This is a genomic window from Methylomonas sp. DH-1 (assembly GCF_046097555.1).
Taxonomy (GTDB): Bacteria; Pseudomonadota; Gammaproteobacteria; order Methylococcales; family Methylomonadaceae; genus Methylomonas; species Methylomonas koyamae.
Map to the genome: position 1 here is coordinate 1,158,218 of NZ_CP143089.1, position 25,089 is coordinate 1,183,306.

At 59.5% G+C, this 25,089-nt stretch carries 19 protein-coding genes; 12 read left to right on the forward strand and 7 right to left on the reverse strand.

Annotation, left to right across the window (positions count from 1 at the left end; genetic code table 11):
• The first annotated feature begins 25 nt into the window (after nucleotides 1-25).
• Nucleotides 26-211, forward strand: coding sequence for a hypothetical protein (locus VXJ35_RS05695; protein ID WP_064020824.1), 186 nt, complete (start codon nucleotides 26-28; stop codon nucleotides 209-211).
• A gap of 88 nt (nucleotides 212-299) precedes the next feature.
• Here the strand turns inward: VXJ35_RS05695 and VXJ35_RS05700 are convergent, their stop codons facing one another.
• Nucleotides 300-2,699, reverse strand: a complete 2,400-nt coding sequence (locus VXJ35_RS05700) for a Lon protease family protein (RefSeq protein ID WP_064023387.1) — start codon at nucleotides 2,697-2,699, stop codon at nucleotides 300-302.
• Nucleotides 2,700-3,486: 787 nt separating this feature from the next.
• Between VXJ35_RS05700 and VXJ35_RS05705 the strand changes: the two genes are divergently transcribed.
• Genes VXJ35_RS05705 through lpxB form a run of 3 tightly spaced genes read left to right on the forward strand, consistent with a single transcriptional unit; the run spans nucleotide 3,487 to nucleotide 6,741 of the window.
• On the forward strand, nucleotides 3,487-4,425 hold the full coding sequence (locus VXJ35_RS05705; protein WP_064020825.1) for a Gfo/Idh/MocA family protein: 939 nt from the start codon (nucleotides 3,487-3,489) through the stop codon (nucleotides 4,423-4,425).
• A 12-nt stretch (nucleotides 4,426-4,437) separates the two neighbouring features.
• On the forward strand, nucleotides 4,438-5,535 hold the full coding sequence (locus VXJ35_RS05710; protein ID WP_064020826.1) for a DegT/DnrJ/EryC1/StrS aminotransferase family protein: 1,098 nt from the start codon (nucleotides 4,438-4,440) through the stop codon (nucleotides 5,533-5,535).
• A gap of 51 nt (nucleotides 5,536-5,586) precedes the next feature.
• Entirely contained in the window at nucleotides 5,587-6,741 is a 1,155-nt protein-coding gene (gene lpxB, locus VXJ35_RS05715; RefSeq protein ID WP_064020827.1) for a lipid-A-disaccharide synthase, read from the forward strand.
• Between the two features lie 9 nt (nucleotides 6,742-6,750).
• Here lpxB and tgt read toward each other — a convergent pair whose 3' ends face one another.
• The gene (tgt, locus tag VXJ35_RS05720; RefSeq protein ID WP_064020828.1) at nucleotides 6,751-7,863 is read right to left on the reverse strand and encodes a tRNA guanosine(34) transglycosylase Tgt; all 1,113 of its coding nucleotides are present in this window, start codon (nucleotides 7,861-7,863) and stop codon (nucleotides 6,751-6,753) included.
• 282 nt (nucleotides 7,864-8,145) lie between these two features.
• On the opposite strand from tgt, the gene VXJ35_RS05725 reads away from it, so the two are divergent.
• The 3 genes from VXJ35_RS05725 to VXJ35_RS05735 all read left to right on the forward strand — a co-directional run bounded on the left by VXJ35_RS05725 (nucleotide 8,146) and on the right by VXJ35_RS05735 (nucleotide 14,577).
• The gene (locus tag VXJ35_RS05725) at nucleotides 8,146-9,246 is read left to right on the forward strand and encodes an HD-GYP domain-containing protein (RefSeq protein ID WP_064020829.1); all 1,101 of its coding nucleotides are present in this window, start codon (nucleotides 8,146-8,148) and stop codon (nucleotides 9,244-9,246) included.
• Nucleotides 9,247-9,250: 4 nt separating this feature from the next.
• A complete protein-coding gene (locus VXJ35_RS05730) occupies nucleotides 9,251-10,189 on the forward strand; it encodes a response regulator (RefSeq protein ID WP_064020830.1) in 939 nt (312 codons plus the stop codon).
• Between the two features lie 173 nt (nucleotides 10,190-10,362).
• Complete coding sequence (locus VXJ35_RS05735) at nucleotides 10,363-14,577, forward strand: PAS domain S-box protein (RefSeq protein ID WP_082880813.1); 4,215 nt, start codon at nucleotides 10,363-10,365, stop codon at nucleotides 14,575-14,577.
• Between the two features lie 130 nt (nucleotides 14,578-14,707).
• Here VXJ35_RS05735 and bfr read toward each other — a convergent pair whose 3' ends face one another.
• Nucleotides 14,708-15,175, reverse strand: a complete 468-nt coding sequence (bfr, locus tag VXJ35_RS05740) for a bacterioferritin (RefSeq protein ID WP_054761208.1) — start codon at nucleotides 15,173-15,175, stop codon at nucleotides 14,708-14,710.
• Between the two features lie 102 nt (nucleotides 15,176-15,277).
• A complete protein-coding gene (locus VXJ35_RS05745; protein ID WP_064020832.1) occupies nucleotides 15,278-16,261 on the reverse strand; it encodes a GTP-binding protein in 984 nt (327 codons plus the stop codon).
• Between the two features lie 137 nt (nucleotides 16,262-16,398).
• On the opposite strand from VXJ35_RS05745, the gene VXJ35_RS05750 reads away from it, so the two are divergent.
• Nucleotides 16,399-16,572, forward strand: a complete 174-nt coding sequence (locus VXJ35_RS05750) for a hypothetical protein (RefSeq protein WP_197495981.1) — start codon at nucleotides 16,399-16,401, stop codon at nucleotides 16,570-16,572.
• Here the strand turns inward: VXJ35_RS05750 and VXJ35_RS05755 are convergent.
• Nucleotides 16,569-17,234 carry a Crp/Fnr family transcriptional regulator gene (locus VXJ35_RS05755; RefSeq protein WP_064020833.1) on the reverse strand — a complete coding sequence of 222 codons (666 nt, stop codon included), beginning with the start codon at nucleotides 17,232-17,234 and terminating at the stop codon, nucleotides 16,569-16,571. The two genes, VXJ35_RS05750 and VXJ35_RS05755, sit on opposite strands and share 4 nt — an antisense overlap.
• A gap of 182 nt (nucleotides 17,235-17,416) precedes the next feature.
• Here VXJ35_RS05755 and VXJ35_RS05760 point away from each other — a divergent pair, with 182 nt between their 5' ends.
• From VXJ35_RS05760 to VXJ35_RS05775, 4 genes are all read left to right on the forward strand, one after another.
• Nucleotides 17,417-18,313: a DUF5677 domain-containing protein gene (locus VXJ35_RS05760; RefSeq protein WP_064020834.1), complete on the forward strand. Its 897-nt coding sequence runs from the start codon at nucleotides 17,417-17,419 to the stop codon at nucleotides 18,311-18,313.
• A gap of 220 nt (nucleotides 18,314-18,533) precedes the next feature.
• Entirely contained in the window at nucleotides 18,534-19,052 is a 519-nt protein-coding gene (locus VXJ35_RS05765; RefSeq protein ID WP_064020835.1) for an REP-associated tyrosine transposase, read from the forward strand.
• A 65-nt stretch (nucleotides 19,053-19,117) separates the two neighbouring features.
• Nucleotides 19,118-19,900, forward strand: coding sequence for a class D beta-lactamase (gene blaOXA / locus VXJ35_RS05770; protein WP_064023388.1), 783 nt, complete (start codon nucleotides 19,118-19,120; stop codon nucleotides 19,898-19,900).
• A 272-nt stretch (nucleotides 19,901-20,172) separates the two neighbouring features.
• Nucleotides 20,173-23,238 carry a DUF3857 domain-containing protein gene (locus tag VXJ35_RS05775; protein ID WP_064020837.1) on the forward strand — a complete coding sequence of 1,022 codons (3,066 nt, stop codon included), beginning with the start codon at nucleotides 20,173-20,175 and terminating at the stop codon, nucleotides 23,236-23,238.
• A 302-nt stretch (nucleotides 23,239-23,540) separates the two neighbouring features.
• Here the strand turns inward: VXJ35_RS05775 and VXJ35_RS05780 are convergent, their stop codons facing one another.
• Together VXJ35_RS05780 and VXJ35_RS05785 are read right to left on the reverse strand one after the other, a co-directional pair.
• The gene (locus VXJ35_RS05780) at nucleotides 23,541-24,155 is read right to left on the reverse strand and encodes a GGDEF domain-containing protein (RefSeq protein WP_197495982.1); all 615 of its coding nucleotides are present in this window, start codon (nucleotides 24,153-24,155) and stop codon (nucleotides 23,541-23,543) included.
• Entirely contained in the window at nucleotides 24,152-25,000 is an 849-nt protein-coding gene (locus VXJ35_RS05785) for a bacteriohemerythrin (RefSeq protein WP_064020839.1), read from the reverse strand. The genes VXJ35_RS05780 and VXJ35_RS05785 overlap by 4 nt, the downstream gene beginning before the upstream one ends.
• Between the last annotated feature and the right edge of the window lie 89 nt (nucleotides 25,001-25,089).

The window sequence follows — 25,089 nt, forward strand, 5'->3', positions numbered from 1 at the left end:
CCTTCCCGGCGAGCGGCGCGACCGATTGCTGCAAGGTTTTCTGAGGTCGGACGCTTGGCCCGACGCCAAGGCGGCCTTGCTGCAAATGAAAGCCGCCGGGCTGCGGCTGGCGTTTCTGTCGAACTTCACCGCGGCGATGCTGGATGCCTGCGTCAAACGCGCCGGGCTGGAGGGTATTTTCGAAGAGCATTTGACCACCGACTCGAGTTGAGCGGCCCGCCGGAGTTGTTTATGCATGGTTAAGGTAACCCGGCGGCGGATTGAGACGGCCAATCACCGATGCCGGTCAGGATCGGCATCTATTTGCCGTCGCCGCCTTTGCTGCCGAATTCCTTGACCGTATTGGTGAACTGCTTCAATTGGGCGTCGATGCGGCCGTTGAACGAGTCGGGCGGGTAGGCGCCGGTTTCATCGGCGGCGCCGACTTCGATGCCGCTCAATAATGCCATCGCTTCGTCGACGGTCGTGACCGGATAGATATGGAATTGCCCGGCCTGGGCGGCGTGGACCACGTCCCAGCGCAGCATCAGGTGCGGCACGTTGCTGGCCGGAATGATCACGCCCTGGCTGCCGCTCAGGCCGCGGGCGGCGCAGATGTCGAAAAAACCTTCGATTTTTTCGTTGACGCCGCCGATCGGCTGCACTTGGCCGAGCTGGTTGACCGAGCCGGTCATCGCCAGATCCTGGCGCAGCGGCACTTGCGCCAGCGAGGACAGGATCGCACACAACTCCGCCAACGACGCGCTGTCGCCTTCGACATGGCCGTAGGATTGCTCGAACACCAGGCTGGCCGCCAGCGAGAACGGGCTGTTGCGGGCGTAACGGGCGGCGATGAAGCTGGACAATATCAGCACGCCCTTGGAATGGATTGCTCCGCCCAATTCGGTTTCGCGTTCGATGTCCACCACCTTGCCGCTGCCTATCCGGGTAGTGGCGGTGATCCGCGACGGCTGGCCGAAGCTGAATTCGCCCAGTTGCAGTACCGACAGGCCGTTGATCTGGCCGGCGACGCGGCCTTCGGTGGCGATCATGATGGTGCCGCGGCGGATGGTTTCGTACAGCCGCTCGCGCAATTGGTCCAGGCGGTGGTCTTTTTGGTCGATGGCTTGTTGCACGTCGCTGTTGGCGATAGCGGCATGGCCGTTCTCGGCAGCCCAGTAGTCGGCCTCGGCCAGCAGATCGCGGATGCTACGCAGATGGGTCAGCAGCTTTTCCGAATCGTCCGCCATCCGCGCGCTGTGTTCGATGATGCGCGCCACGGCTTGCCGGCTCAATGGCCGCAGTTTTTCGCGGCGGGCGATGGTCGCCAGTAAGCGGGCGTAATCCAGCGTGTTGTGCTCGCGGTCGATGTGGCTGGCGAAGTCGGCGGCGACCTTGAAATAATCGGCGAATTCCGGATCGTAGAAATTGAGCAGGTAGTACAGCATCGGCTCGCCCAGCAGCAACACTTTGACTTGCAGCGGAATCGGTTCCGGTTCCAAAGAGGTGGTGCTGATCAGGCTCAGCGCCCGCTCCAGCGATTCGATGCGGATTTCGCCGGCTTGCAGCGTGCGTTTCAAGGTTTCCCAGGCATAGGGCTGCTGCAATAATTTGCGGGCGTCCAGAATCAGATAGCCGCCGTTGGCCTTATGGAACGCGCCGGGTTTGATCATCGTGAAGTCGGTGACCAACGAGCCCATCTGCGCCTGGTGGTCGATGCGGCCGAGCAGGTTGGCGTAATTCGGCAAATCCTCGCACACCACCGGCGCGCAGCGTTTGTGGTTCAGGCTGACCATCAGATTGACCCGGTAGCGCTTGAACGGCGCCGGTTCCTGGGGTTGTTCCATAAAGGACAGCACTTTCTCGCTATGCGGCATGAAGTCGCGGACGTGGTCGATGATGTCTTGCTGCACCGCGCTCAGATATTCCTGCACCGCCTGGTTCTTGGCATATTTTTTCTGCAATTCGTCAATCGAATGGTGCACGGCCAGCTCGGCCACTTCCCGGTTCAAGGCCTGGATCTTGCGTTTGGTTTGCTTGCGCCACTGCGGGAATTTCTTCAACGCATCCTGCACCTTTTCCTGTAAATCCAAGACCGTTTCGTGAAATTGGCGCTGCCGCTCCTTGTCCAGCTTGTTGAATTGGTCCGGGGTATAGGGTTCGTTGTTGTCGTCGGCCGGCAGGAAAGCGTAGCCGTTCGGGGTTTCGGTGAAAATGATGTGGGCCTGTTCGGCTTCTTCGCGCAGCGAGTTGATCGCTTCCAACTCGCGTTGGCGCGATTCGTTCTCCAGCTCGCCGGCGCGCGAGCGGTACTCGTCGCCGTCGAATGCGGCCGGGATGCCGACGCTGAGTTCGTCGATCAGCTCGGCCATGTCGTTCTGAAAGCCCTTGCCTTCGCCAGGTTCCAGCCGGATCGCCTTAGGTTTGGAGGGTTGGTCGAAATTGTGCACATAACACCAATCCGACGGCGGCGGTCGCCGGCAGGCCTCGTGCTCGGCCAGTTGTTTGATCGTGGTCATTTTGCCGGTGCCGTCCGGCGCCAGCGCGAAGATGTTGTAACCGCTCTTATCGATGCGCAAGCCGAATTTGATCGCGGCGATGGCCCGATCCTGCCCCAGCAGCGTATCGACGTCGTCCAGCTCGTCGGTGGTGGTAAAAGTCAGTTGTTCCAGTTTGCAAGGCTTATACAGTTGCGAAGGCTCGAGCGGTTTGATGGTCATGGCCTGTGTTCCCTGTCCGGTCTTGGCGCGGCGTTGGTGTCGGTCTATGGAATGAGTTTTGCCCGGCCGAATACGGCGGCGGCGGCGGGCCGGAGCATGTTGCAGGATAAGCGGATTCAGGTCAAACGGAATGCCGGTAGGTTGTGGGTTTGCCGGTTTGGTGGATGGGTTAAATTTGGTGTCGCTGTCGCGACGGTTTTTTGATGCCGGTTCGCGGACCGGCAGCCGAGATACTTTCGCTACGAAAACCATCCATGGTTTTCGCCCTGCGGGCCAGCCTATCGGCTGTTCAAATTCGCTCCAGGCGAATTTGTGCTCCGCCAAAAGAAAGTATCCAAAGAAAAGGCGGCCCGGATGCCGCTTTGATCCTGCGCTCCTCGGGTTCGAACGGGGTTTTCCGAAGGGGCTTCCCAGCCCCCGCGTACTCACCCCCGACCCCTCTTTTTCAAAGAGGGGAGTAAAAGCGTTGGGCTATGTTCGCATTAGTGTTTGAAATCACATCCAGTCGGCTTTACCGCGGGCTGCATCTTCCAGAGCCGCTTGTTAATACCGCTAAAAAAGGTATACGTTTCGACGGCAACATCCGTTTTAGGCATGTAAGAAATAGGCTGCACCGTCGGTGTCGAAAGCCAAGGTTCGATGTGTTTGCCGGCAATACAAGAGAAAGCGGCCGCAGTTTGGCAACCCGCTTATTCGCGCCCCATTCTGGTGATACAATGGCCGGCTTTTTATGCCCGGCAGCGTGTGGTCAAAGGCCGGGAAACCGCGAATCGTGCTTAGGTCGTCTATGAGTAAATTGAAATGTGCCGTAATCGGCGCCGGATATTTGGGGAAGTTTCATGCGGAAAAATATGCATCGCTAAAAAACTGCGAACTGGTGGCCGTCGTCGACATCAACGAAGAGGCGGCGCGCCAGGTCGCCGAAAAGCACGGCACCCAGGCTTTGACCGATTACCATGCCTTGCTCGGCCAGGTCGATGCGGTCAGCATCGTGGTACCCACCAGCTACCACCACAGCGTATCCAAGGATTTTCTGCAGGCCGGCTGCCACGTGCTGGTGGAAAAGCCGATTACCGTGACGGTCGAAGAAGCCGACGAATTGATCGACATCGCCAAACAGAAAAACGTGATCCTGCAAGTCGGCCATTTGGAGCGTTTCAATCCGGCGGTACGTGGCCTGGAAACGCTGGAAGAAAAACCGCTGTTCATCGAATCGCACCGCTTGTCGCCGTTCAACCCGCGCGCTAACGACGTCAGCGTGGTGCTGGATCTGATGATTCACGACATCGACATCATTCTGGCCTTGGTCAATTCCGAGATCGAAAAAATCGACGCCAGCGGCACTGCGGTATTGACCCAGGGCACCGATATCGCCAACGCCCGCATCACCTTTAAAAACGGCTGCGTCGCCAACGTCACCGCCAGCCGGATCAGCATGAAAATGGAGCGCAAGATGCGCATGTTCCGCCCCAGCTCCTACGTCTCGGTCGATTTTCAGAACCGGGTGCTGGTCAAGCATAAAACCGGCGACAAGGAGATGTTTCCGGGCATTCCGGAAATTGTTACCGAGGAATTGACTTTCGAGAGCGGCGACGCGCTGTTGGAAGAAATCAAACATTTTGTCAATTGCATCCAAACCGGCGAAAATCCGCTGGTTCCCGGCGAAGCCGGCCGCAAGGCGCTGGCGACCGCGATCGAAATCACCAAATTTTTAACCCATCGCTAAAGGGCGGCCACTATGATCCCGATGGTCAATTTGCAAGCGCAGTATGCGGAAATTCAAGATGAAATCGTCAGCGGTTTCGGCGAAACGCTGAACAATTGCGCGTTCATTCTGGGGCCGAACGTGCAAGCGTTCGAGAAAGAGGCGGCCGAATACCTGGGCGTCAAACACGCCATCGGTTGCGCCTCGGGCACCGACGCCTTGCATCTGGCCTTGCTGGCCGAGGGCATCGGCGCCGGCGACGAAGTCATCACCAGTGCGTTTACCTTCATCGCCACCGCCGAAGCGATCAAATACGTCGGCGCGACGCCGGTATTCGTCGATATCGATCCGGGTACCTTCAACATCACGCCGGAAAACATCGAAAAAGCCATCACCGCGAAAACCAAGGCGGTAATGCCGGTGCATCTGTTCGGCCAGCCGGCCGACTTGCCGGCGATCAAAGCGATCTGCGACAAGCACGGTTTGAAGCTGATCGAAGACTGCGCCCAATCCTTTGGCGCCACGGTTTACAACAAGCAGACCGGCAGCTTCGGCGACGCCGCCGGCTTCAGTTTCTTTCCCAGCAAGAATCTGGGCTGCTTCGGCGACGGCGGTCTAGTCACGACCGATTCCGACGCCACCGCGGCCAAGGTCAAGCAATACCGCAACCACGGCTCGGACGTGCGTTATTACCACGATGTGGTCGGTTACAACAGTCGGTTGGACGAGTTGCAGGCCGTGGTGTTGCGCGCCAAGTTGAAGCGCATCGACCAATACAACGCCGCCCGCCGCCATACCGCGCACTTGTATTCCGAATTGCTGGCCGATCTGCCGTTGACCACGCCTTACGAGGACGGTATCGGCGTCCACGTCTACCACCAATACACGTTGTTGTGCGACCGCCGCGAAGAGGTCATGCAAGCTTTGCAGCAGCAACAGATCGCCAGCGCGATTTATTATCCGGTGCCGTTGCATCAACAAAACGTGTTTAAAGCCGAATGCGCCGGCGTGTCGTTGCCGGTGACCGAATCGGTCGCGGCCCGCTGCATGTCGTTGCCGATCTGCGCCAACCTGAGCGACGACAACGTCCGCAAAATCGCCGGCGTGATCCGCGGCGTATTTCAAGCCTAACTTTCAACCGATGCAGGGCGGGCCGCCCAGAGCGGCCCGCTGCCGCCCACCATGACCGATTCCCAAGCCTCCTACACGGTGCTGTTCAGCGCCGGCGAGTCCTCCGGCGACCAACACGCCGCCCACATGTTCGCAGAGATGCAACAGCTTTGCCCCGGCATTAAAGGTTTGGGCATGGGCGGCGTCAAAATGCGCCAGGCCGGCATCGACATTCGGGTCGATTCGTCCGGTATCGGCGTGATCGGTTTGGTGGAAATCCTGAAGCATTACGGCGAAATCCGCCGGGCGCTGGCCGCGTTGAAACGGATTGTCGCCGACGAAAAGCCGGACTTACTGGTCTGCGTCGATTACAAGGAATTCAACTTGAAACTGGCGCGGTTCGCCAAACGCCGGGGCGTCAAAGTGCTGTTTTACGTCAGCCCGCAGGTCTGGGCCTGGCGGCCGGGGCGGGTCAAGACTTACGGCAAGGCCATCGATATGATGGCGGTAATCTTTCCGTTCGAAACCCGCTATTACGAAGCCGAGAACGTGCCGGTGCGCTACGTCGGCCATCCGTCGGTGGACAAGGTGCTGCCGCAGCTCGGCAGGGACGAGGCTTTGGCCTTGTTCAATCTGGACCCGGCGCAGCCGGTGGTCGGCCTGTTGCCGGGCAGCCGCGGCAATGAGATCAAGCGCATGTTGCCGGTGATGCTGGCCGCAGCCGAAAAACTGGCCGCCGCGAGGCCGCAACTGCAATTTGTGTTGCCGCAAGCGGATTCGATTGCGGATGCCGAACTCGCCGCGCATTTGGCGCAGGCGCAAGTTGCGGTGCGGGTCGTCAAAGGCCGGCCGTACGACGCGATCCAATGCTGCGATGCGGTGATGACCACGTCCGGTACCGCTTCGCTGGAAATCGCTTTGTTGCAGGTGCCGATGGTGATCGTCTATCGCTTGGCGGCCTTCAGTTATTGGCTGGGCAAACGCCTGGTCAAAATTCCGTTCATCGGCCTGCCCAACATTATCGCCGGCAAAGGCATCGTCCGGGAGTTGATTCAGGAACAATTGACAGCGGACAATTTGGCCGCGGAAATCCGGCGCTTGCTCGACGATAGCCAATACCGGGAACGCTGCATCGGCGGCTTGGGCGAGGTCAAGCGCCAGCTCGGCCAAGGCGGCGGTTCGCGCAACATGGCCGAATTGGCGCTGGAAATGTTGCGCGGCCGCTAATTTGCCGGCTTATGCCGCCGGCGGCCGCATGCCGCGCAACGCGTAAAACTCTTCGGCGAATTGGGCGAAGCGGCCGGCCTCGATCGCGGCGCGGATACCGGCCATCAATTCCAAGTAGTAATGCAGGTTGTGGATCGTGTTCAGCCGCGAGCCCAGCATTTCCTTGCATTTGTCCAAGTGCTTCAAATACGAGCGCGAGTAATTGCGGCAGGTATAGCAAGCGCAGTTTTCGTCCAGCGGCCGGGTATCGAACTGGTACTGCTGGTTGCGGATTTTGATGGTGCCGTGGCGGGTGAACAAATGGCCGTTGCGGGCGTTGCGGGTCGGCATCACGCAATCGAACATATCGATGCCGCGCCGCACCGACTCGACCAAATCCTCCGGCGTGCCGACGCCCATCAGGTAGCGCGGTTTATCGGCCGGCATCTTCTGGTGGATCGCGTCCAGTGTCGCCAACATTTCATGTTTGGGTTCGCCGACCGACAAACCGCCGATGGCGTAGCCGTCAAAGCCGATGCCGGTCAGGCCGGCGATAGACTCCTCCCGCAGTTGCGGATACATGCCGCCCTGGACGATGCCGAACAGGGAGGAATCGTTGCCTTCGTGGGCGCGCTTGCTGCGTTCGGCCCAGCGTAGCGACAGCCGCATCGAATCGGCGGCTTCCTGAAACGTGGCCGGGTAGGGCGTGCATTCGTCGAAAATCATGACGATGTCGGAGCCCAAATCCCGCTGCACCTGCATCGATTCTTCCGGCCCCATGAAGATCTTGCTGCCGTTGACCGGCGATTTGAAGGTCACGCCTTGCTCGCTGATCTTGCGCAACGCACCCAGACTGAAGACTTGAAAGCCGCCGGAATCGGTCAGAATCGGCTTTTGCCAGCGCATGAAATCGTGCAGGTCGCCGTGGGCTTTCATCACGTCCATGCCGGGCCGCAGCAGCAAATGGAAGGTGTTGCCCAGAATGATTTGCGCGCCCAGCGTTTCCAGGTCTTCCGGCGTCAGCGACTTGACTGTGCCGTAAGTGCCTACCGGCATAAAAATCGGCGTTTCCACCACGCCGCGGGCAAAGCTCAACTGGCCGCGGCGGGCAAAGCCGTCGGCGGATTTCAAAGTAAATTGCATGTCGATTGGGCGAACTCGGAAAAAACCGGCAATTATCCGGCCTTTTCCGTCTTCAGGCCAGACCGGCTTGGCTCGCGGGCAAGCCAAAATAGGCTAAAGTATCTAGGCGCGCGCTGCGGGGTAAGGTGAGTTTTTCGGGAGGGAGTCTAAAAAAATGCGGAATGAACCGAGTATTCGCCGTTTTCTGCCACCGTAGCCGCAACAGCCCTACACGGCCTGATCCCCTAACACGTTTGATTTTTCGGTGGTTTGGCCTATCCGGTATTTCGCGATGAGCAGGATATGAACGACAAAAAAATGCAGACCATGTTGGTCGTCGACGATTCGCCGGAAAACGTAACCGACCTCAGCGAATTGTTACAGCCGGAATACCGGGTACGCGTGGCGACGACGGGGGCGCGGGCACTGCAGTTGGCGGCCAGCCGGCCCCATCCGGATTTGATTCTGCTGGATGCGATGATGCCGGAGATGGACGGTTACGATGTGTTCGAAAACCTGCGCGCCACCCCGGAGACGAGCAAAATTCCGGTCATTTTCCTCACGGCGACGGATAGTGTGGAATCGGAATTGCGCGGCCTCGACGCCGGCGCGGTGGATTACATCACCAAGCCGATTCTGCCGCAGATCGCGATGGCGCGGGTGCGGAACCAGTTGGAACTGAAGCAGGCCCGCGACTGGCTCAGCGACCAAAACGCCTATCTGGAAGCGGAAGTGGCCAGGAGAATGCAGGAAAACGAGCTGATCCAGAAAATCAGCGTCCGGGCACTGGCGCACCTGGCGGAAATCCGCGACCTGGAGACCGGCAACCACATCCTACGCATCCGGGCCTATGTGCAACATTTGGCCGAGTCGCTGCAAAAGTTGCCGCGGTTCGCCGGGGTATTGAGCGACCATTACGTCGAATTGCTGACCCGTTCGGCGCCGTTGCACGACATCGGCAGAGTCGGCATCCCCGATGCCATCCTACGCAAGCCGGGGCCGCTGACGGTCGAAGAATGGCGGATCATGAAGACCCACGCCAAACTGGGCCGCGACGCGATAGAAATGGCCGAGCGCGATGCGACCCGCAACGTCGAGTTTCTGGCCTTGGCCAAGGAAATCGCCCATTGGCACCACGAACAATGGGACGGCAGCGGCTACCCGGACGGACTGGCGGGCGAAGCGATTCCGGTGTCGGCGCGGATTATCGCCGTTGCCGACGTGTTCGATTCCTTGATATCCAGGCGCGTCTACAAACCGGCGTTGCCGCCGGCCGATGTCAAAACTATCATTGCCGAGGGCCGCGGCAGGTATTTCGATCCGGATATGGCCGACGCCTTTCTGGCCGATTTCGATGTTTACTGCGCTATTGCCCACCACCATCCCGATGTTCCGCAGAGGTAGCGGCATGAACACGTCCCCTAATGTACTGTTGGTCGAAGACGAAGAAATCATAACGATGGTGATCGAAAGCATCTTGCAGGACCGAGGTTACCGGATCGACGTCTGCCGCAACGGCATGCACGCCTGGGAAAAACTGCAAGCCGAGCCGGCCGCTTACGATCTGGTGTTGCTGGATTGGGGCTTGCCCAGCCTGGACGGCATCGAGCTGTTGCGTTTGATCAAATCCGACCGTAGTCTGGCCGGTATCCCGGTGATCATCGAAACCGCGCGCAGCGACAAAAACAGCATTCAGCAGGGGTTGAACCAGGGCGCTTATTACTATCTGACCAAACCGTTTCAGCCCGAAGTGCTGTTGGCGGTCGTCGATGCCGCGTTGGAGCAGCACCACGAACAATATAGGATGCAGGAAAACCTGCGCAGTGCGGAACGGCCGCTGGCCTTGATGCAGGAAGGCCGCTTCCGGTTCCAGACGCTGGACGATGCCAGGGTTTTGGCGACCCATTTGGCCCGCACCTGCCCGGAGCCGGAGCGCGCGGTGCAGGGGTTGCAAGAGTTGATGGTCAACGCCGTCGAACACGGCAACCTGGGCATCTGCTATGCCGAGAAAGGCCGTTACGTGCTGGCCGGCACCTGGGCCGAAGAAATCGAGCGCCGGCTGGCAGCGCCGGAATATTCCCAACGCTTCGCCGAAGTTGATTTCCGGCGCAGCCGGGGAGAACTGAGCTTTACCATTTCCGACCAAGGCGACGGTTTCGATTGGACGGAATACATGGACTTCTCCCCCGAGCGGGCTTTCGATATCCATGGCCGCGGCATCGCGATGGCGCGGCATTTGAGTTTCGACAGCTTGGAGTATCTCGGCAACGGCAATACCGTAATCGCCCGTTTCAACTTATGCGGACACAGTGTCGGCTTAAACCCGGTTAATCCCGCGGCAGCTTAGGTTTAGCCGTTGGGCTGCGCCGTTTCTGCGGCTTTTTGGGGATATCCGTAGCGCGGAATTTGACGATGCCGGCAATTTTCTCGCCTGCCGCCGAAACCATGCCGAATCAGGCCAACGGCGGACCGGTCCAAACTTATTCGTCCAATCTTGGCGTGGTTTCAGAATGAACTCGAATGCAGCGCTCTAACTCTGGCTCAACCGTCGCAGTCTATTTGCTGGCCTTATTGGCGGTGGCGGCGTTTTTCGCACTCTCGTTTTATTTGCCGGCCGGCGCACAGCCGGACCGCATACCGCTCTTGCTGCTGTTACCGGTTATCGCCAGCGCCGTGCTGGGCGGGCCGGGACCGGGCTTGGTCGCGACCTTGGCGGCTGTCGCCGCTGCGGCCTATTCGGGCTTGTTCGGCGGCACGGATTTCGATGCGTTGCCGGTTGCGCTGTTGCTCGGCAACGGTTTGCTGGCCAGCCTGTCCGACGCAATCCGGCAGCGGCTGCAGCGTAGGCTAAGAGGCGCAAGCCAAGCCGCCGCGTTCGAACAGGCGGCAATTGGGATGGCGTTACTGGATGGCGACGGCCGTTTCCTGCAATCGAATCGCCGTTTCTGCGAAATGGCGGGCTATCGCTCGGCAGAACTCAACGGCCGGACTTGCGCCGAAATAACCCACCCCGACGATGACCCGCTGGGTCGCCGCGAATTCGACGGTTTGCTGGCGGGAACCATTGCCGCATATACGGCGGAAAAGCGCTTGGTCGATACAGCCGGGTGTGAGCGCTGGACTCAGTGGACGGTATCGGTAGTCCGCCAAACCGGCGATATGCCGGTTTGCTTTCTTGCCGTGGTCGAAGACATTCAGGACCGCAAACGCGCGGAGACCGTATCGCAGGAAAGCGAGCGGACACTGCGCGACACTCAGCAATTGGCCGGTATCGGCAACTGGTGCTGGAATTTCGAGACCGGCGAAATCGTCTGGTCGGAAGCCCTGTACCGGATTTTCGGCCGCGACCCGCAACAAGGAGCCGCCAATTCCGATGAAGTGCGCAATTATTTTACTGCCGAGAGTTGGCAGCGTCTGGCGGAGGCAGTCGATAAATGCCGCAGCGACATGGAATCCTACCAATGCGATGTCGAAATCGTCGGCGGCGACGGGCAACGGCGGTGGTTGATCGCCCGCGGCGAAGCGCTGCGCAGTGCCGGCGGCGAGATTGTCGGCTTGCACGGCATGATGCAGGACATCACCGCGCGCAAACTGGCCGAAATGGCGTTGCAGCAAAGCGAACAACGGTTTCGCCGGCTGTTTCAAGATGCGCCGATCGCGTTGGCTTACGTTGCCGGCAACGGCGATTTGGTCGATGCCAATGCCCGTTTTTTCGAGACATTCGGTTACAACCTGAGCGAAGTGCCGTCCCTGGATGCGTGGTGGCCGCTGGCTTATCCCGATCCGGACTACCGCCGCCGGGTGATGCAGGCTTGGGGTGCCGCGTTGGCCAAGGCCGCCGCCAGCGGCGGCGACATCGAGCCGGCCGAATACCGGATAACCTGTAAGAACGGCGAAGTCCGAATCGTCGAGATTTCCGGCATTATCGTCGGCCGCGATTTCATGGCCGTGCTGTTCGATATTACCGAGCGGAAGCGGGCCGAGCAGGAACGGCACCAGGCCCAGGCCGAGGCGGTGAAAGCGATGGAAGCAGCCGTCCTGGCCCGGCAAACTGCCGAACAGGCCAGCAATGCATTACGCGAAAGCGAGCAGAGGTTGCGGATGGCGCAGGAGGGCGCCCAAGTCGGCATCTGGGACTGGGACATCGTCAACGACTTGTGCTATTGGACGCCGGAATGCGCCCGGCTTTACGGCTTGGAACCGGGCGGCTTGCGCAGTAACGCCGACTGGCTGGCGCTGGTGCATCCGGACGACCAGCCGCTGATAGAGGCGCAATGGCGGGAACGCGTGCTGCAGCGGCTGCCGATCGAGGTCGAATTCCGTTTCCGGCACAGCTCCGGCGAACTGCGCTGGATGGTCAGCCGGGGCCAGGCCCAATACGATGCGGACGGCAATCCGGTGCGCTTGTTCGGTATCAATCTGGACATCACCGCCCGGAAAAAGTCGGAACAGGAATTGATTAAGCTGGTGCAGGTGGTCGAACAAAACCCGTCCAGCATTCTGGTGACCGATGCCGACGGCAACATCGAGTACGTCAATCAAGCTTTCGTCGAGCTAACCGGTTACAGCCGCGAAGAGGTGTTGGGTGCCAATCCGCGGATTCTGCAATCCGGGAAAACGCCGCCGGAGACTTACCGGGCAATGTGGCAAACCCTAAGCGAGGGCCGGGTCTGGAAAGGCGAATTCAGCAACCGCGGCAAACACGGCGGCGAATACACCGAATTCGCCAGCGTAATTCCGATCCGCCAGGCCGGCCGCATTACTCACTTCGTCGCGGTGCAGGAAGACATCACCGAGAAGAAGCGGATCGGCGCCGAGCTGGACCAACACCGCCACCATTTGGAAGAGCTGGTGGCCAGCCGTACCGCCGAGTTGGCGGCCGCCAGGGCGCAAGCCGACGCCGCCAACCAGGCCAAAACCGCGTTTTTGGCCAACATGAGCCATGAAATCCGCACGCCGATGAATGCCATCATCGGCCTGACTTATCTGTTGCGGCAAAGCCAGGTCAGTGCGGAGCAGAGAGACCGGTTGGACAAGATCGATAGCGCGGCCCAGCATTTGCTGGCGGTAATCAACGATATTCTGGATTTGTCGAAAATCGAAGCCGGCCGCCTGGAATTGGAACAGACCGATTTTTCGTTGTCGGCCTTGCTGGACCACGTCCGCTCGCTGGTGGCCGACCAGGCCCGCGGCAAAGGCTTACAGATAACGTTGGTGCAGGGCGACGTGCCGGAATGGTTGCGCGGCGACCCGACCCGCTTGCGCCAGGCCATCTTGAATTACGCCAGCAATGCCGTGAAATTTACCGAACGCGGCGAAATCCGGCTGTCGGCCGAATTGCTGCAGCAGGACGAAGACGGCTTGACGGTGCGTTTTGCGGTCGAAGATTCGGGGATCGGGATTGAACAGGACAAAATGCCGATGCTGTTCGAAGTGTTCGCACAGGCCGATGTCACGACCACTCGCAAATACGGCGGTACCGGCCTGGGGTTGGCCATCACCCGGCGCCTGGCGCGGATGATGGGGGGCGATGCCGGCGCCGACAGCCGCATCGGCCAAGGCAGCCGTTTTTGGTTTACGGTGCGCTTGCAACGCGGGCATGGCGTGGCCGAGTATGCCGCCGCCAAAAACAGCGACGCGGAATTCGAGTTGCGGCGCACGCATTCGGGGGCTCGCATTTTGCTGGTGGAGGACAATCCGATCAACCGCGAAGTGGCAATGGAATTGCTGCACGGCGTCGGGTTGGCCGTGGCGACCGCCGCCAACGGCCGGATTGCGGTCGAAAAAGTCTTGGCCGAGCCATACGATCTGGTGTTGATGGATGTGCAAATGCCGGAAATGGACGGGCTGGAAGCGACCCGGCTGATCCGGAAAAACGCCGAATACGCGCGCTTGCCGATATTGGCGATGACGGCGAATGTATTCGACGACGACCGCCAAACATGCCTGAATGCCGGCATGAACGGGTTCGTCGTCAAGCCTGTGGTACCCGAGGATTTGTACCGGGCTTTGTTGGATTGGCTGCAGCGCGGCGGCCGGCAGAAACCGGCGGGGCAACCGGTTTTGCCGCCGCCGGCGCGGCCGGTTGCCGCTAACATTGCCGCCGCGCCGATTGCAATCGCCGGCTTGAATAGTGCCCAAGGGCTGGCGCTGGTTAAAGGCGATCTCGCCAAATACCGGCGCTTGTTGCGCATGTTCGAGCAGTCTCACCGCGACGACATGAAGCGGGTCGTCAATGCCTTGCTGGAACACCGGCGCAGCGATGCCCGGGCCTTGGCGCATGCTTTGAAAGGCGTCGCCGCAACGTTGGGGGCTTTTGGTCTGGCCGCTGCCGCCGGCAAGTTGGACCGCGCCTTGCACGATGAACGCGAACTAAGTGCCTGCCTGGAATTGGTGCAATTGTGCGAAGACGAACTGGGTCCGCTGCTGGCCGGCATTACGGCCTTGGGCGACGCCGACGTAGCGCCGGCTACGGATGCCGTTAGCGGCGCACGGGCCGAAGCCGCTATTGCCGAATTGCGGGATTTGCTGGCCGAGGACAATGCGCTGGCCTGCCGCTTGGCCAGGGAATATACGGCTACGCTGGCTGCGGCGTTGGGTGCCGATTACGCCGAGTTCAGCCACCGGATCGATGGATTCGATTTCGTCGCGGCGCTGGCGTTGCTGGACCGGATCGGCAACCAGGCCGGGCCGGACGGCGAGTCCGCTCCGCCGCCGGCAAGCGGATGCGACTGAGTCGGCCGATGTTGGTTGGCGCGAGTTTGGAGGTAATCCTGCGGCCGGCGCGGGACGGCGGCTAATCTGAAGCTGCCGTCCGCGGTTGGGCAAGCTCGCCGCGGACGGCATCGATTTTGTCGGAGTATCGCTAAATTTGCGACTGCAAATAGTTTTCCAAGCCGACCATTTCGATCAAGCTCAATTGTTTTTCCAGCCAGTGGGCATGGTCGATTTCGGTATCGTCCAGCATCACCTTCAAAATCTCGCGGGTCTGGTAGTCGCGCACGCTTTCGCAATAAGCCATCACTTTGCGCAAATCCGCCACCACTTTCAGTTCGACGGCCAGATCGTTTTGCAACATCTCCGGCACCGTGGCGCCCACCGCCAGCGGTTCGCGTTTGGACAAATCCGGCGTGCCTTCCAGAAACAGAATCCGCTTGATCAGCGCGTCGGCGTGGTTGGTTTCGTCCTGGACTTCGTGGCTGATGCGTTCGTACAGCTTGTCCAAACCCCAGTTTTGGTACATCCGCGAATGGATGAAATATTGGTCGATGGCCGTCAATTCGCCGGCCAGTAATTCGTTCAAATAAGCGATGACTTGTTTGTCGCCTTGCATGGTCTGCCTCCCGCTGAAAGTCCGTAAATTGGCTGCCTGCTATGGTAATACAAATAACCTAGCCCCGTATCCGGTTTTCGCGGCATTGCCGGGGTTCCGCGGTTATCGGAGAGCACGGATATCGGCCCCGCTGCCGAAGGCGGTTGCCAAATCCGCGGCCAGCGCGTCGGTTGTGCTGCTGACGATAAACACCAAGCGCCCGTAAAGGTCGCCCTCGTGGCGCGGCGGCAATGCGGCGGGCGGATACAAGCGTTGCCCGGCCGCCTGTATCGCAACCGGTTCGGTCCGGCCGGCGAGATAAATCACGCCTTTGATGCGCAGCAATTCGGGGTGGCCGGCCAGCAGCGCCAACAGCGCTGCTTCCAATTGGGTCCAGACCGGGGCTTGCGTTAAGCGCAGCGACAGGCTGCGGAACTCGTGCGTTGGCTTTGCGTTAGCGGGCAGCAGCCGAAAACTTCTGGCGTTGCCGCTGCACAGGTCGGATGGCGTCGCCGCATCGGGACGCAGCAGGTCGCTCGGGGTGGCCGGGGCTAACTGCTGTAAACGCCCGGCCAGCGCGGTTTGTTGCCCGGCGTCGGCCAGATCGGCGTGCGTCAACAGTAAACGGTCTGCCCATGCCACCTGTGCCGCGGCCTCCGGGAAACGATCCAACTGATCGAGCGCCGCCGGAATCGCCAGCGTCGTCAACACCGCCTGCAGCCGGTAACGCCCGGCCAGCCAGCGCTCGCGCAGCAGCGTATCCAGAATCGGCTCCGGGCTGGCGACGCCGCTAGTTTCGATGACGACGCGCTCGAACGGTTTGTCGGGCGCCGCATCCCAGGCCATGCGCAAGTTTTTTAAAGTCGGCGCCAGCGCGCCTTTCACTTGGCAGCACAAGCAACCGCCGGACAGCACCGTCAACGGCGTGTCCTGGCGCTGCAACAAATCCTGGTCGACCGGCTCGGCGCCGAATTCGTTGATGATCACCGCGGTTTTTACGCCGTCCGCCAGCAGGCGGTTCAACAGCGTGGTTTTGCCGCTACCGAGAAAGCCGGTGAGCAATATCACCGGGATTTGGGGAAGGCGAGGGATTTTGTCAGTCTTCATCAAACGGTATCGGTTTCGAGCTTGGTGACTTAGTCACTGAGTCGTAGGGGCGGCCGGCGCTAAATTGTCATTGCCCGATCGCCGCCAGCGGCGGCCGAAACGGGCAATCCTAAATAACAAGACGGTAGGTATCGGCTATGAAAGAACTCATTTTCGGCTTTGCTTCCAATATCCTGCAGATGAATCTGCGCGACCCGCACGACATCCCGTTTGCCTTGCCGCTGATGTTGGCGGCGGGCTTGGGTTTCATCCTCGGCTTTATTTTCATTCAATTGGTCGGTAACGAGCAACGCAGGCAACGCGACGACTAGTCGCCCGACAGCAGCCCACGCAACGCGGCGGCATCGACGATCTCGATGCTGCCGCGGCTCAAATTCAGCCAGCCCAGGCTTTCGAAGCGTTTCAAATGCCGGGACACCACTTCTCTTACCGAGCCTAATTCCAGCGCCAGTTCCTGGTGGGTTTTTTGGATCGTCCGGCTCTGCGACGTCAACAAAGTCTGCGCCAGCCGCTGGTCGATGCTGGCGAAGCTTAACGCCGCCATTCGCTTAATCACATCGGCCAGGCGCGCCGAAAAATTGCGGAACACGAACTCGCGGAAGAACGCCGATTGCTGCAAACAGCGGTGGAACACGTGAGCCGGAATCGCGAAGGCGCTGACGTCGGTCTCGGTGTAACCCTCGGCCGGATAGTCGTTGTCGCCGAGCAGGCAGGACGTGGTCAGCACGCAGGAGTCGCCGGGCAGCACACGGTACAACAACACCTCGCGGCCGTCGGCCGACAAAATCTGCGCCTTGACGCTGCCGGACAACAGCAACAAATAGTGCTCGCAAGCCTTGCCCGGATAAAACACCTGCTGCCCGGCCGGCACCGTCACCAGCGTCGCCGCTTCCATCAACTGCGCCACCACCGAGTCCCGGCAACCGGCGAATTCCGGGAAGTGGTTATTCCAGGCGTTGGCGTGTTTGAGCATGGGGGTCTCCGGCGGGGATTTTTGTGGTTGGATTATAAGGGGATTTTTTGGTGGGTGAGCGTGGAGCTGTCGCGCGCTTGGCCGGTTTGTTAGAATGGATTTGACTTGGTATATCACGCTGTAGTCTTTGATATACCGATCTGTTTAATTACTGGTTAGGCAGCAATACCTTGAGGAATCCAATGCCGGAAGAAGAACTGCCACTGCTAGATGCGTTGCGCGGCCTCGCACTGTTGCAACAAAAATTTCTAAATCTGGCCTTGTTTGTGGCATCTCAAGGGCCAGCGACTTTTGAGGGAGAGCTGCTGACGTGCTCACTACCTGATGACCAAAGACGGATAAGCACGTTACTTGCGATGGCTGCTGGGCAATCGGTTGAAACACTGCTAAGCATGGCAAAACTTCGTGGCATACCAGTTCGAGATGCTTATCCAATTGCACGCTCTGCATTGGAATCGTTTGTTAACGCCAGCTATTTATTATCAGAGTCAGATGAGGTTGCTTCACGAGCCATCCGATATGTGAATTTTGCTGCCTGGCGTCTTCACAATAAGAAAATCGGAAGTGGTGAGTTTTCTTTTGAGCTCCGCTCTGACCCTGACCCATCAATTGCGTTGGCTACAGAATGGCCCGAATTTAGTGGCAAAGGGCAAGGTAATTGGACCGCCCTTGATGTTCCGAGCCGTATAAGGAGGGTGGGAGAGCTCGCTGGACGTAGAGCGGGCTCTCGCTTACTTGGCGGGTATGCTCTTATTTATTCGATTTCGTCAGAAATTATCCACGGCTCACCTTTCGGAGCGAGCTATTTTTACTCGGGGCATTCAAATGGTGAAAAGACTGCTGATGCATTAGTTGTGGGTTCTGTGCTTCACCTTGAGGAGATTTTTGTAGCAGTGCTGCACGCTGGCTGCGGTTATCTTTCAGCATTCTTTGGATTGCAAGATATGGAGGCCCCATTGAAGGCAGAAGAGAAAATATTTGAACGGCTTCTAGATTTAAGTACTAAACCGAGATCAGAATTTCCAACTATGCCGGTAGAAACAGAGCAAGAAAATAGGGAACCGCAAGATGACGCCTAACAAGGCAAGCTTTAAATTGACTGGCAACTCAAGCCTTTAACCGCGACTCTCCGGAGCGAGCCCCCCAATGAAATGACGGTGTCGGTCTGTTGTTCTCCGCCCATTTTCCTGGGTGGGGCAATGCAACGATTCATATCGGTTAAATTGCCGGAAACGCTGCGCTTATTACGGCCTACAGTGTTTGAAATGGTTTGATTTCCCCGGGTATCCGGAAAGGCTGATGAGCGATTACCGACGCGTTTACATTCCCGGCGGTTGCTATTTTTTCACGGTGGTGACTTACTGCCGGCAAGCGATTTTTGCTGATGGACGAGACGTGGCGCGGCTGCGGCAGGCGTTTAAAACTGTGAAGGCCAAGCGGCCGTTCGAATTAACCGCCGCGGTGGTGTTGCCGGACCATTTGCATTGCTTCTGGCAACTGCCGGAAGGCGACGCGAATTATTCGGTGCGCTGGCAAATGATTAAGACCGACTTTTCCCGCAGGATGGCGGCCGAAGTCAAAGCGGACGCCGCCAAAACCGTCTGGAAACCGCGTTTTTTCGAACATTGCATTCGCGACGAAGCCGATTTTCAGCGCCACCTGGATTACATTCATTACAATCCGGTCAAGCACGGTTTAACGGACTCTCCAGCGAACTGGCCGCACAGTTCCTTCCGTCGTTTCGTCGCCGGCGGTGAGTATCCGCTGCATTGGGGCAATGCCGGTGTCCCGGCTAGCGCCGATTTCGACCGCGAATAAGCCGGTGCCGACGACGTACTAACGGTTCCCTCTCACCAAAACTCACTGAAATCATGCCGAACCCAATAATCAAATCCTGCCTTGCCATTCTGCTGCTTGCGGTTTCCGCAACCGGACCGGCTCGCGCCGAAGACCCGGCGTTGGCGAAGCTGTTTGCCGACCGCGGCCTGGAGGGGACGGTGGTGATTTCGTCGCTACGCACCGGCCGGAGTTTCGTCCATAACGATGCCCGCGCCAACCGGCGTTTGCCGGTCGCTTCCACTTTTAAAATCATCAACACGCTGATTGCGTTGCAGGAGCGGGCCATTGCCGGCAAAGACGACACTTTGCACTGGGATGGACAAATCCACGACTTTCCGGATTGGAACCGCGACCAGACGCTGGCTTCGGCGTTCAAGGTTTCCTGCGTCTGGTGTTACCAGGAGTTGGCGCGGCGAATCGGCGCCGATGCCTATCGCCGCTATTTGCAGCAAACCGAGTACGGCGAATTGCGCGAACCGTTTGCGTTGACCGAATTCTGGCTGGACGGTTCGTTGCAGATCAGCGCGGCGGAGCAGGTCGAATTCCTGCGCAAAGTGGTCCGGCGCTCGCTGCCGTTCGATGACTTCGCTTACGACACCCTGCGCGAGATCATGCTGGCCGAGCAAACCCCCGCTTATGCGCTACGGGCCAAGACCGGCTGGGCGGCGCGCGCCAATCCTCAAGTCGGCTGGTACGTCGGTTACGTCGAGACCCAGGCCGAGGTCTGGTTGTTTGCGCTGAACATCGATTTGCGCGGCAAAGACGATTTGGCGCTGCGGCAGAAGCTGGCCCGCGAGGCGTTGGCGGTTAAAGGTATCTTCGGTTAAGCCCCGACTACGCTAGCGAAAACCCGGAGCGATTGGCGAGCGGTTTGTCGTACCGTTGGTTGTTGAAACCGGCCGGCATCGCCCGAAGCCGGGAGGTCATAGCCGTAAACCATCGTACCTGAACAGCGGCGGCGCCGACGATTGACACTAGACCGCTTTCGCCGCATGCTGAGCTCCGCTGCCTGCGGCCGTGTTGCTTGGCGTTATCCGCCAAGAGTTTGCCGGCCCGAGCAAACGTCCCCATTGGAAAAAATAACGAGAAGAGGAATTTCATGTCGATGCGCGTACACGTGCCGATCGAACAAGCCGAATGGTCGGTACAGCCACCGGCCGAGTGGGTGCGGCAACGCTCCGTGGATTGGGCCTGGCGGCCCGCCGAGGGCCAGGGTTTCGGTTTTTTGCTGATCGACGAACAGCACCATGTGGCAAGCCAGGCGCTGTATGTACGTACCGTGAAGATGCTGGCCTCGTTATCGGCGGTGCAAACCCAAAGCCAGGTGGTGGTCGAGTTCGATCCGGCCGCGCAGCGTTTGCAACTCCACGAATTGGCGATTTGGCGCATGAGCGCGGAGGGCGCCTGGCAAAAGCGCGAGCCGGTGGCGAAAGAGGCGTTTTTGCTTCGCCAGCGCGAGCAGCAATTCGAACAGCAAATGCTGAAGGGCTACGTATCGTTGGTGGCTTTGCTGGAAGACGTGCGGGTCGGCGACGTGATCGACTTGTCCTGGACGCTGCTGCCGCGCGAACCGCTGCCGGGCCTGTTGTTCACCGCGCTGCATTTTCTGGCTTGGAGCGTGCCGGTGGCAACTTACTGTTTGGCCTTGACCGGAGCTTCCGGCTGCGACTTGCGCTGGCGCTTGCATACGCCGGATGGCGCGGCCGTACCGGTCGAGACTAGCGAAGCCGATGGCGTGAGCTGGCGCTACGACCGGCCGCCGATGTTTCAGGCGGAGGGCAACGTGCCGGGCGGCCATTGGCCGTTTCCGGTACTGGAAGCGACTTGCTGGCAAACCTGGGGCCAGGTCGCACGCTTTTTCGCCGAGCTTTGGGCCGATGCGGCAAACGACGCGGCCGAAAGCGTCGCCGCCGAAGCGCAACGCCTGGCCGACGGCAAAACCCGCGCCGCGGCCATAGTGGCCGCACTGCGCTTCGTCCAAAACGACATTCGCTACTTAAGCGTCGATTTCGGCCACGGCGCCGGCATGTTGCCGAACGGGGCCGGTACGGTATTGCGGCGGCGCTTCGGCGACTGCAAGGATAAATCGATTTTGCTGGCGGCCTTGCTGCGCGAGTTGGGCATCGCGGCGTGGCCGGTATTGGTCGCCAGCGGCTGGCACGACGGCATTCAACGGCTGATGCCGTCCACGGCCTGTTTCAACCACGTCATTGTCGGATTCGAGCTGGACGGCCAACGTTATTTCGCCGATCCGACCGTGGTCGGCCAGGGCGGCGATCTGGAGCGTTTGGCCGCGCCGCCGTTCGGTGCCGGTTTGCAGATCGACCCGGCAACCGATGCCTTGCTGGAGTTGCCGCCACCGGCGCTGGCCGAACTGACGCTGACCGAAACCTTCACACTGGATCGGAAATGCCGTGATGGCGCGGTCGATCAGGTGCTGGAGGCCAGCGGCTGGTTGGCAGACGACATCCGCGCGGCCATCCTGAACCAAGGCCAGCGCCAGTTCGCCAAACAGCGGGCCGACGCGTTGCAGCAGAATTTTCCGGCATTGCTGCCGAATCCCGAAAGCATGCAGATCGGCGACGACAGCGACGGTAACCGGATCGAATTGCGCAGCCGCCATTCGTTGCCGACCTGGGGGCAGGCCGGACGCAAGCCGCCGGACTTTTTCAGCTATGGCGCTCACGGCCTGTTCCTGGCCGTGGAAACCATCGACCCCCATCAACAACGTGCGCAGCCTTTTCTATTGCGCCATCCTTTGCGGGTTTGCCACAGCGTTGTGGTCCGCGGTAAAGCGGTGAAAAAGCAGAAAGCGGGTGCCTTCACTCACGAGGGACCGGGGTTTCGGTACCGGGTCGATGTCCGGTCGCGGCGGCGCGAAGTCCGCTTCGACTACCGTTGGGAAAGCACCGCGGCGGAGATTGCGGCGGAACAGTGGCCGGACTATTGCCAACAACGGGCGGCGGCACTGGAACGGGCCGGGGCTTTGGTGCATACCCCGCCCTTCAAACCGGTGGCTGCCGCGCTGCGCCTGTTTCCGGTGCTGGCCGTGGTTGGCGGCTTGGCGGCCGGCTGGCTCGGCAACGCCGGCAATAACCGTATCGTCCGCGAGGCCGGCGGCATAGAAGCGGCGGGTTCCAAAGCTTTCGAGCACGTTAAGCGCAGCGAATTTTCCCAGGCCTACAGCCTGGCCGCCGCCGTGCAGCCCAATTACCGCAACAATTTCGATTTTCAGATCATGTTTAGCGAAGCCGCTATCCGCACCGGCCATTTCGCCGAAGCGGAACAGGCGTTGGCACAGGCGCGTAGCCTGCGCACGGGCGAAATACTGCCGGAGCAGTTGCAGGCGGCGTTATTCGAAGCGCGCGGCCAACTGCCCCAGGCGCTGGAATTGTTGAAACGCTTGGCCGGCCAAGCCGGCGCGCCGGAGCGGGTCTATGCCGATCTGGCCCGGGTTTCGGAGCGCACAGGCGAATTCGGCAACGCGCGGGCGGCCTGGGAAACGGTGTTGTCGCGCCATCCGGCGGAACCGGAAGCCTTGTATAGCCTGGCGCGTTTGTTGTGGTTGGCGGGCGAGCGGGAACGCGGCGACAGCCTGATCACCGGCGTGATCGCTTCGCAGCCGGTTTCCAGCGCGGCGTTGGAGGGCGCCTTGGCGCGCTATTTCTCGGTGACCGGGCGGCCGGAACGTGCAATCGAACCGGCGCGGCGCGCCAGCGAGCGCGAACCGGGCGACCCGTACTTGGCCTATAAGCACGTCAGGGCCTTGATCGAAAGCGGCCGCCATGCCGAGGCTTTGGCGGTTGCCATCGGCGTCAGCGAAAAATTTCCGCGACAACCGATGGCCGCCGCCGCGCTGGCCACGGCCGCGGCGATGGCCAACGACAATCTGCGCGCCGAACCGGCGTTTAAAGAGTGGGTGGAACTGGCGCCGGACAATCCGGATGCGGTGTCGAGCTACGGCTTTTTCCTGCATCGAACCGGCCGCGACCGGGAGGCGCAAAGCCTGCTGGAAGCCGCCACCCATAAATTTCCGGCCCACGGCAACCTATGGTTGAATTACTCGGTAGTGCTGGACGCACTGGGCGATACCAACGCCGCCGAAGCCCGCCAGCAAGCCGCGCGCTTGATGACCGACGAACAGCGGGCGACGTTGGTGAGGTGAGGGAACAGTGTTATCGATTTTACAAACGCACGTCGCCCCGGCAGAGAACGCCGGGGACCTGCCGCCGTTTTTGGCAAGAGTGTTCCATATCCCAGCCGGAATCGCGGCATAACCTGTGGCGGTGGCTACCGGCGCGATGCTTGGTACTTTTGGTGAGTTAGACCCTGCCGGAAACGCTGGCGCTTATTCCGGCCTACAGGAAGGTTCGAGCGGATTTGCCCGATTATGGGGGAAAGCAATTCCGGTTAACGTAACGCTGAGTAGGCCGGAATAAGCCGTCAGGCGTTTCCGGCTTACCGGGCTTATTGCCTCGGCAACGCGGAACAGTAGCTGAAGCAGGATTTGCCGGAGTTTTTGGCTTGGTACAGCCCTTGGTCGGCGTGCAATAAAAGAGTCATGGCCGGCACGTTATCCAGCGGAAAAACCGTGACGCCGATACTGGCCGATACATAGGCGAAGCCTTGCGCGATGGGGGTTGGCCGTTCGATTTCGGTTAACACTCGCGTCAGAAACGAGTCGCAGTCGGTCAAGTTGGTCATATTACCCAATAGCAACACGAACTCGTCGCCGCCCAAGCGGGCAACCGTATCGCATTTGCGCATCAAGCTTTTCAATCTGACCGCTACCTGTTTCAACACTTCGTCGCCGGCTTCGTGGCCCCAATGGTCATTGACCGGTTTGAATCCGTCCAGGTCGAGATAGCAAACGGCCAACAGGGTTTGCGTGCGTAGCGCCAATTCCATGGCCACGCTTATCCGGTCGGCCAGCAACAGGCGGTTGGGTAAACCGGTCAATGCATCGTGGTTGGCGGCGTGTTCCAGATAACGCTGGCGCTTGATCAACTCGCCAACGCTGGAAAAAACGTTGACGTAGTGGCTGATTTCGCCTTCGCTGTTTTTGATGGCGGACAGCGTCAACCATTCGGGCTCCAATTCGCCGTTTGGATTGCGGTTCCAGATTTCTCCGGCCCAATGTCCGCTAGCCTGCATGGCTTAGCGATTGTGGCGGCCAACTGGGTATCGGTGAAGCCGGATTTAATCCGGTCGAGCGGTTTGCCGAGCAGTTCCGCCGAGCTATTTTTTGTCGCCTGGCAAAACGCGACGTTGACATCGATGATGCGCCGCTCGGGATCGGTGATGCAAATCGCTTCCAGCGTGTTTTCGAACACTTTCGCAAACAAGCGCAATTTGGTTTCCGCGCGTTGGCGTTCGGCCACTTCTTTCATCAACTGTAAAGTGCGGGACGACAGGTTTTCGTACATCCGCAATATGGTTTTGATTAAAACCTGCTGCGCGTCGGTGAGATCTTCGGCGCTGCGTTTGGCGGTTTCCAAGGGGACGCCTTGGCCGACTGCCAGGGCGATTTGCGCCATGCGTTTGTCGCTGTCGAGAATGTGAAACGCCAGCCAGCGGGTTAGGAAGCTGACGATCCGCTCCAAAATTTTCTCGAAATTGGCATCGGTCCGATCGTGTTTTAGCGCCAGCAGTTCGGTAACGAAGTGTTGATGGGACAATTTGTGCAGCGCCACCGAATCGTCGCTATCGAGGTATTGGGCCCAGATACTTTCTTCGGTTTGAAAATGGAAAGCCGCATATTGCGTCAATTGATCGAAAATGGCCTCTAATTCCGGGATAGCGCTGCGATAGGCCAAATGCGCCGCTAAGCGGTTAAGCAGCTCGACCAATTGCCGGTGTTGGGCATCGATTACGGGCAGGCCGGTTTCGAAACCGGGGTTCCAGGGAAAGATTTCTGTCTGAGTCATCGAAACATCAGCTTGTTATTATTGTAAGAGTGTCGATGTATCTAGCACCGCGTTCAGACGGATTCTACTCAGTATCGCCGGATAACGAT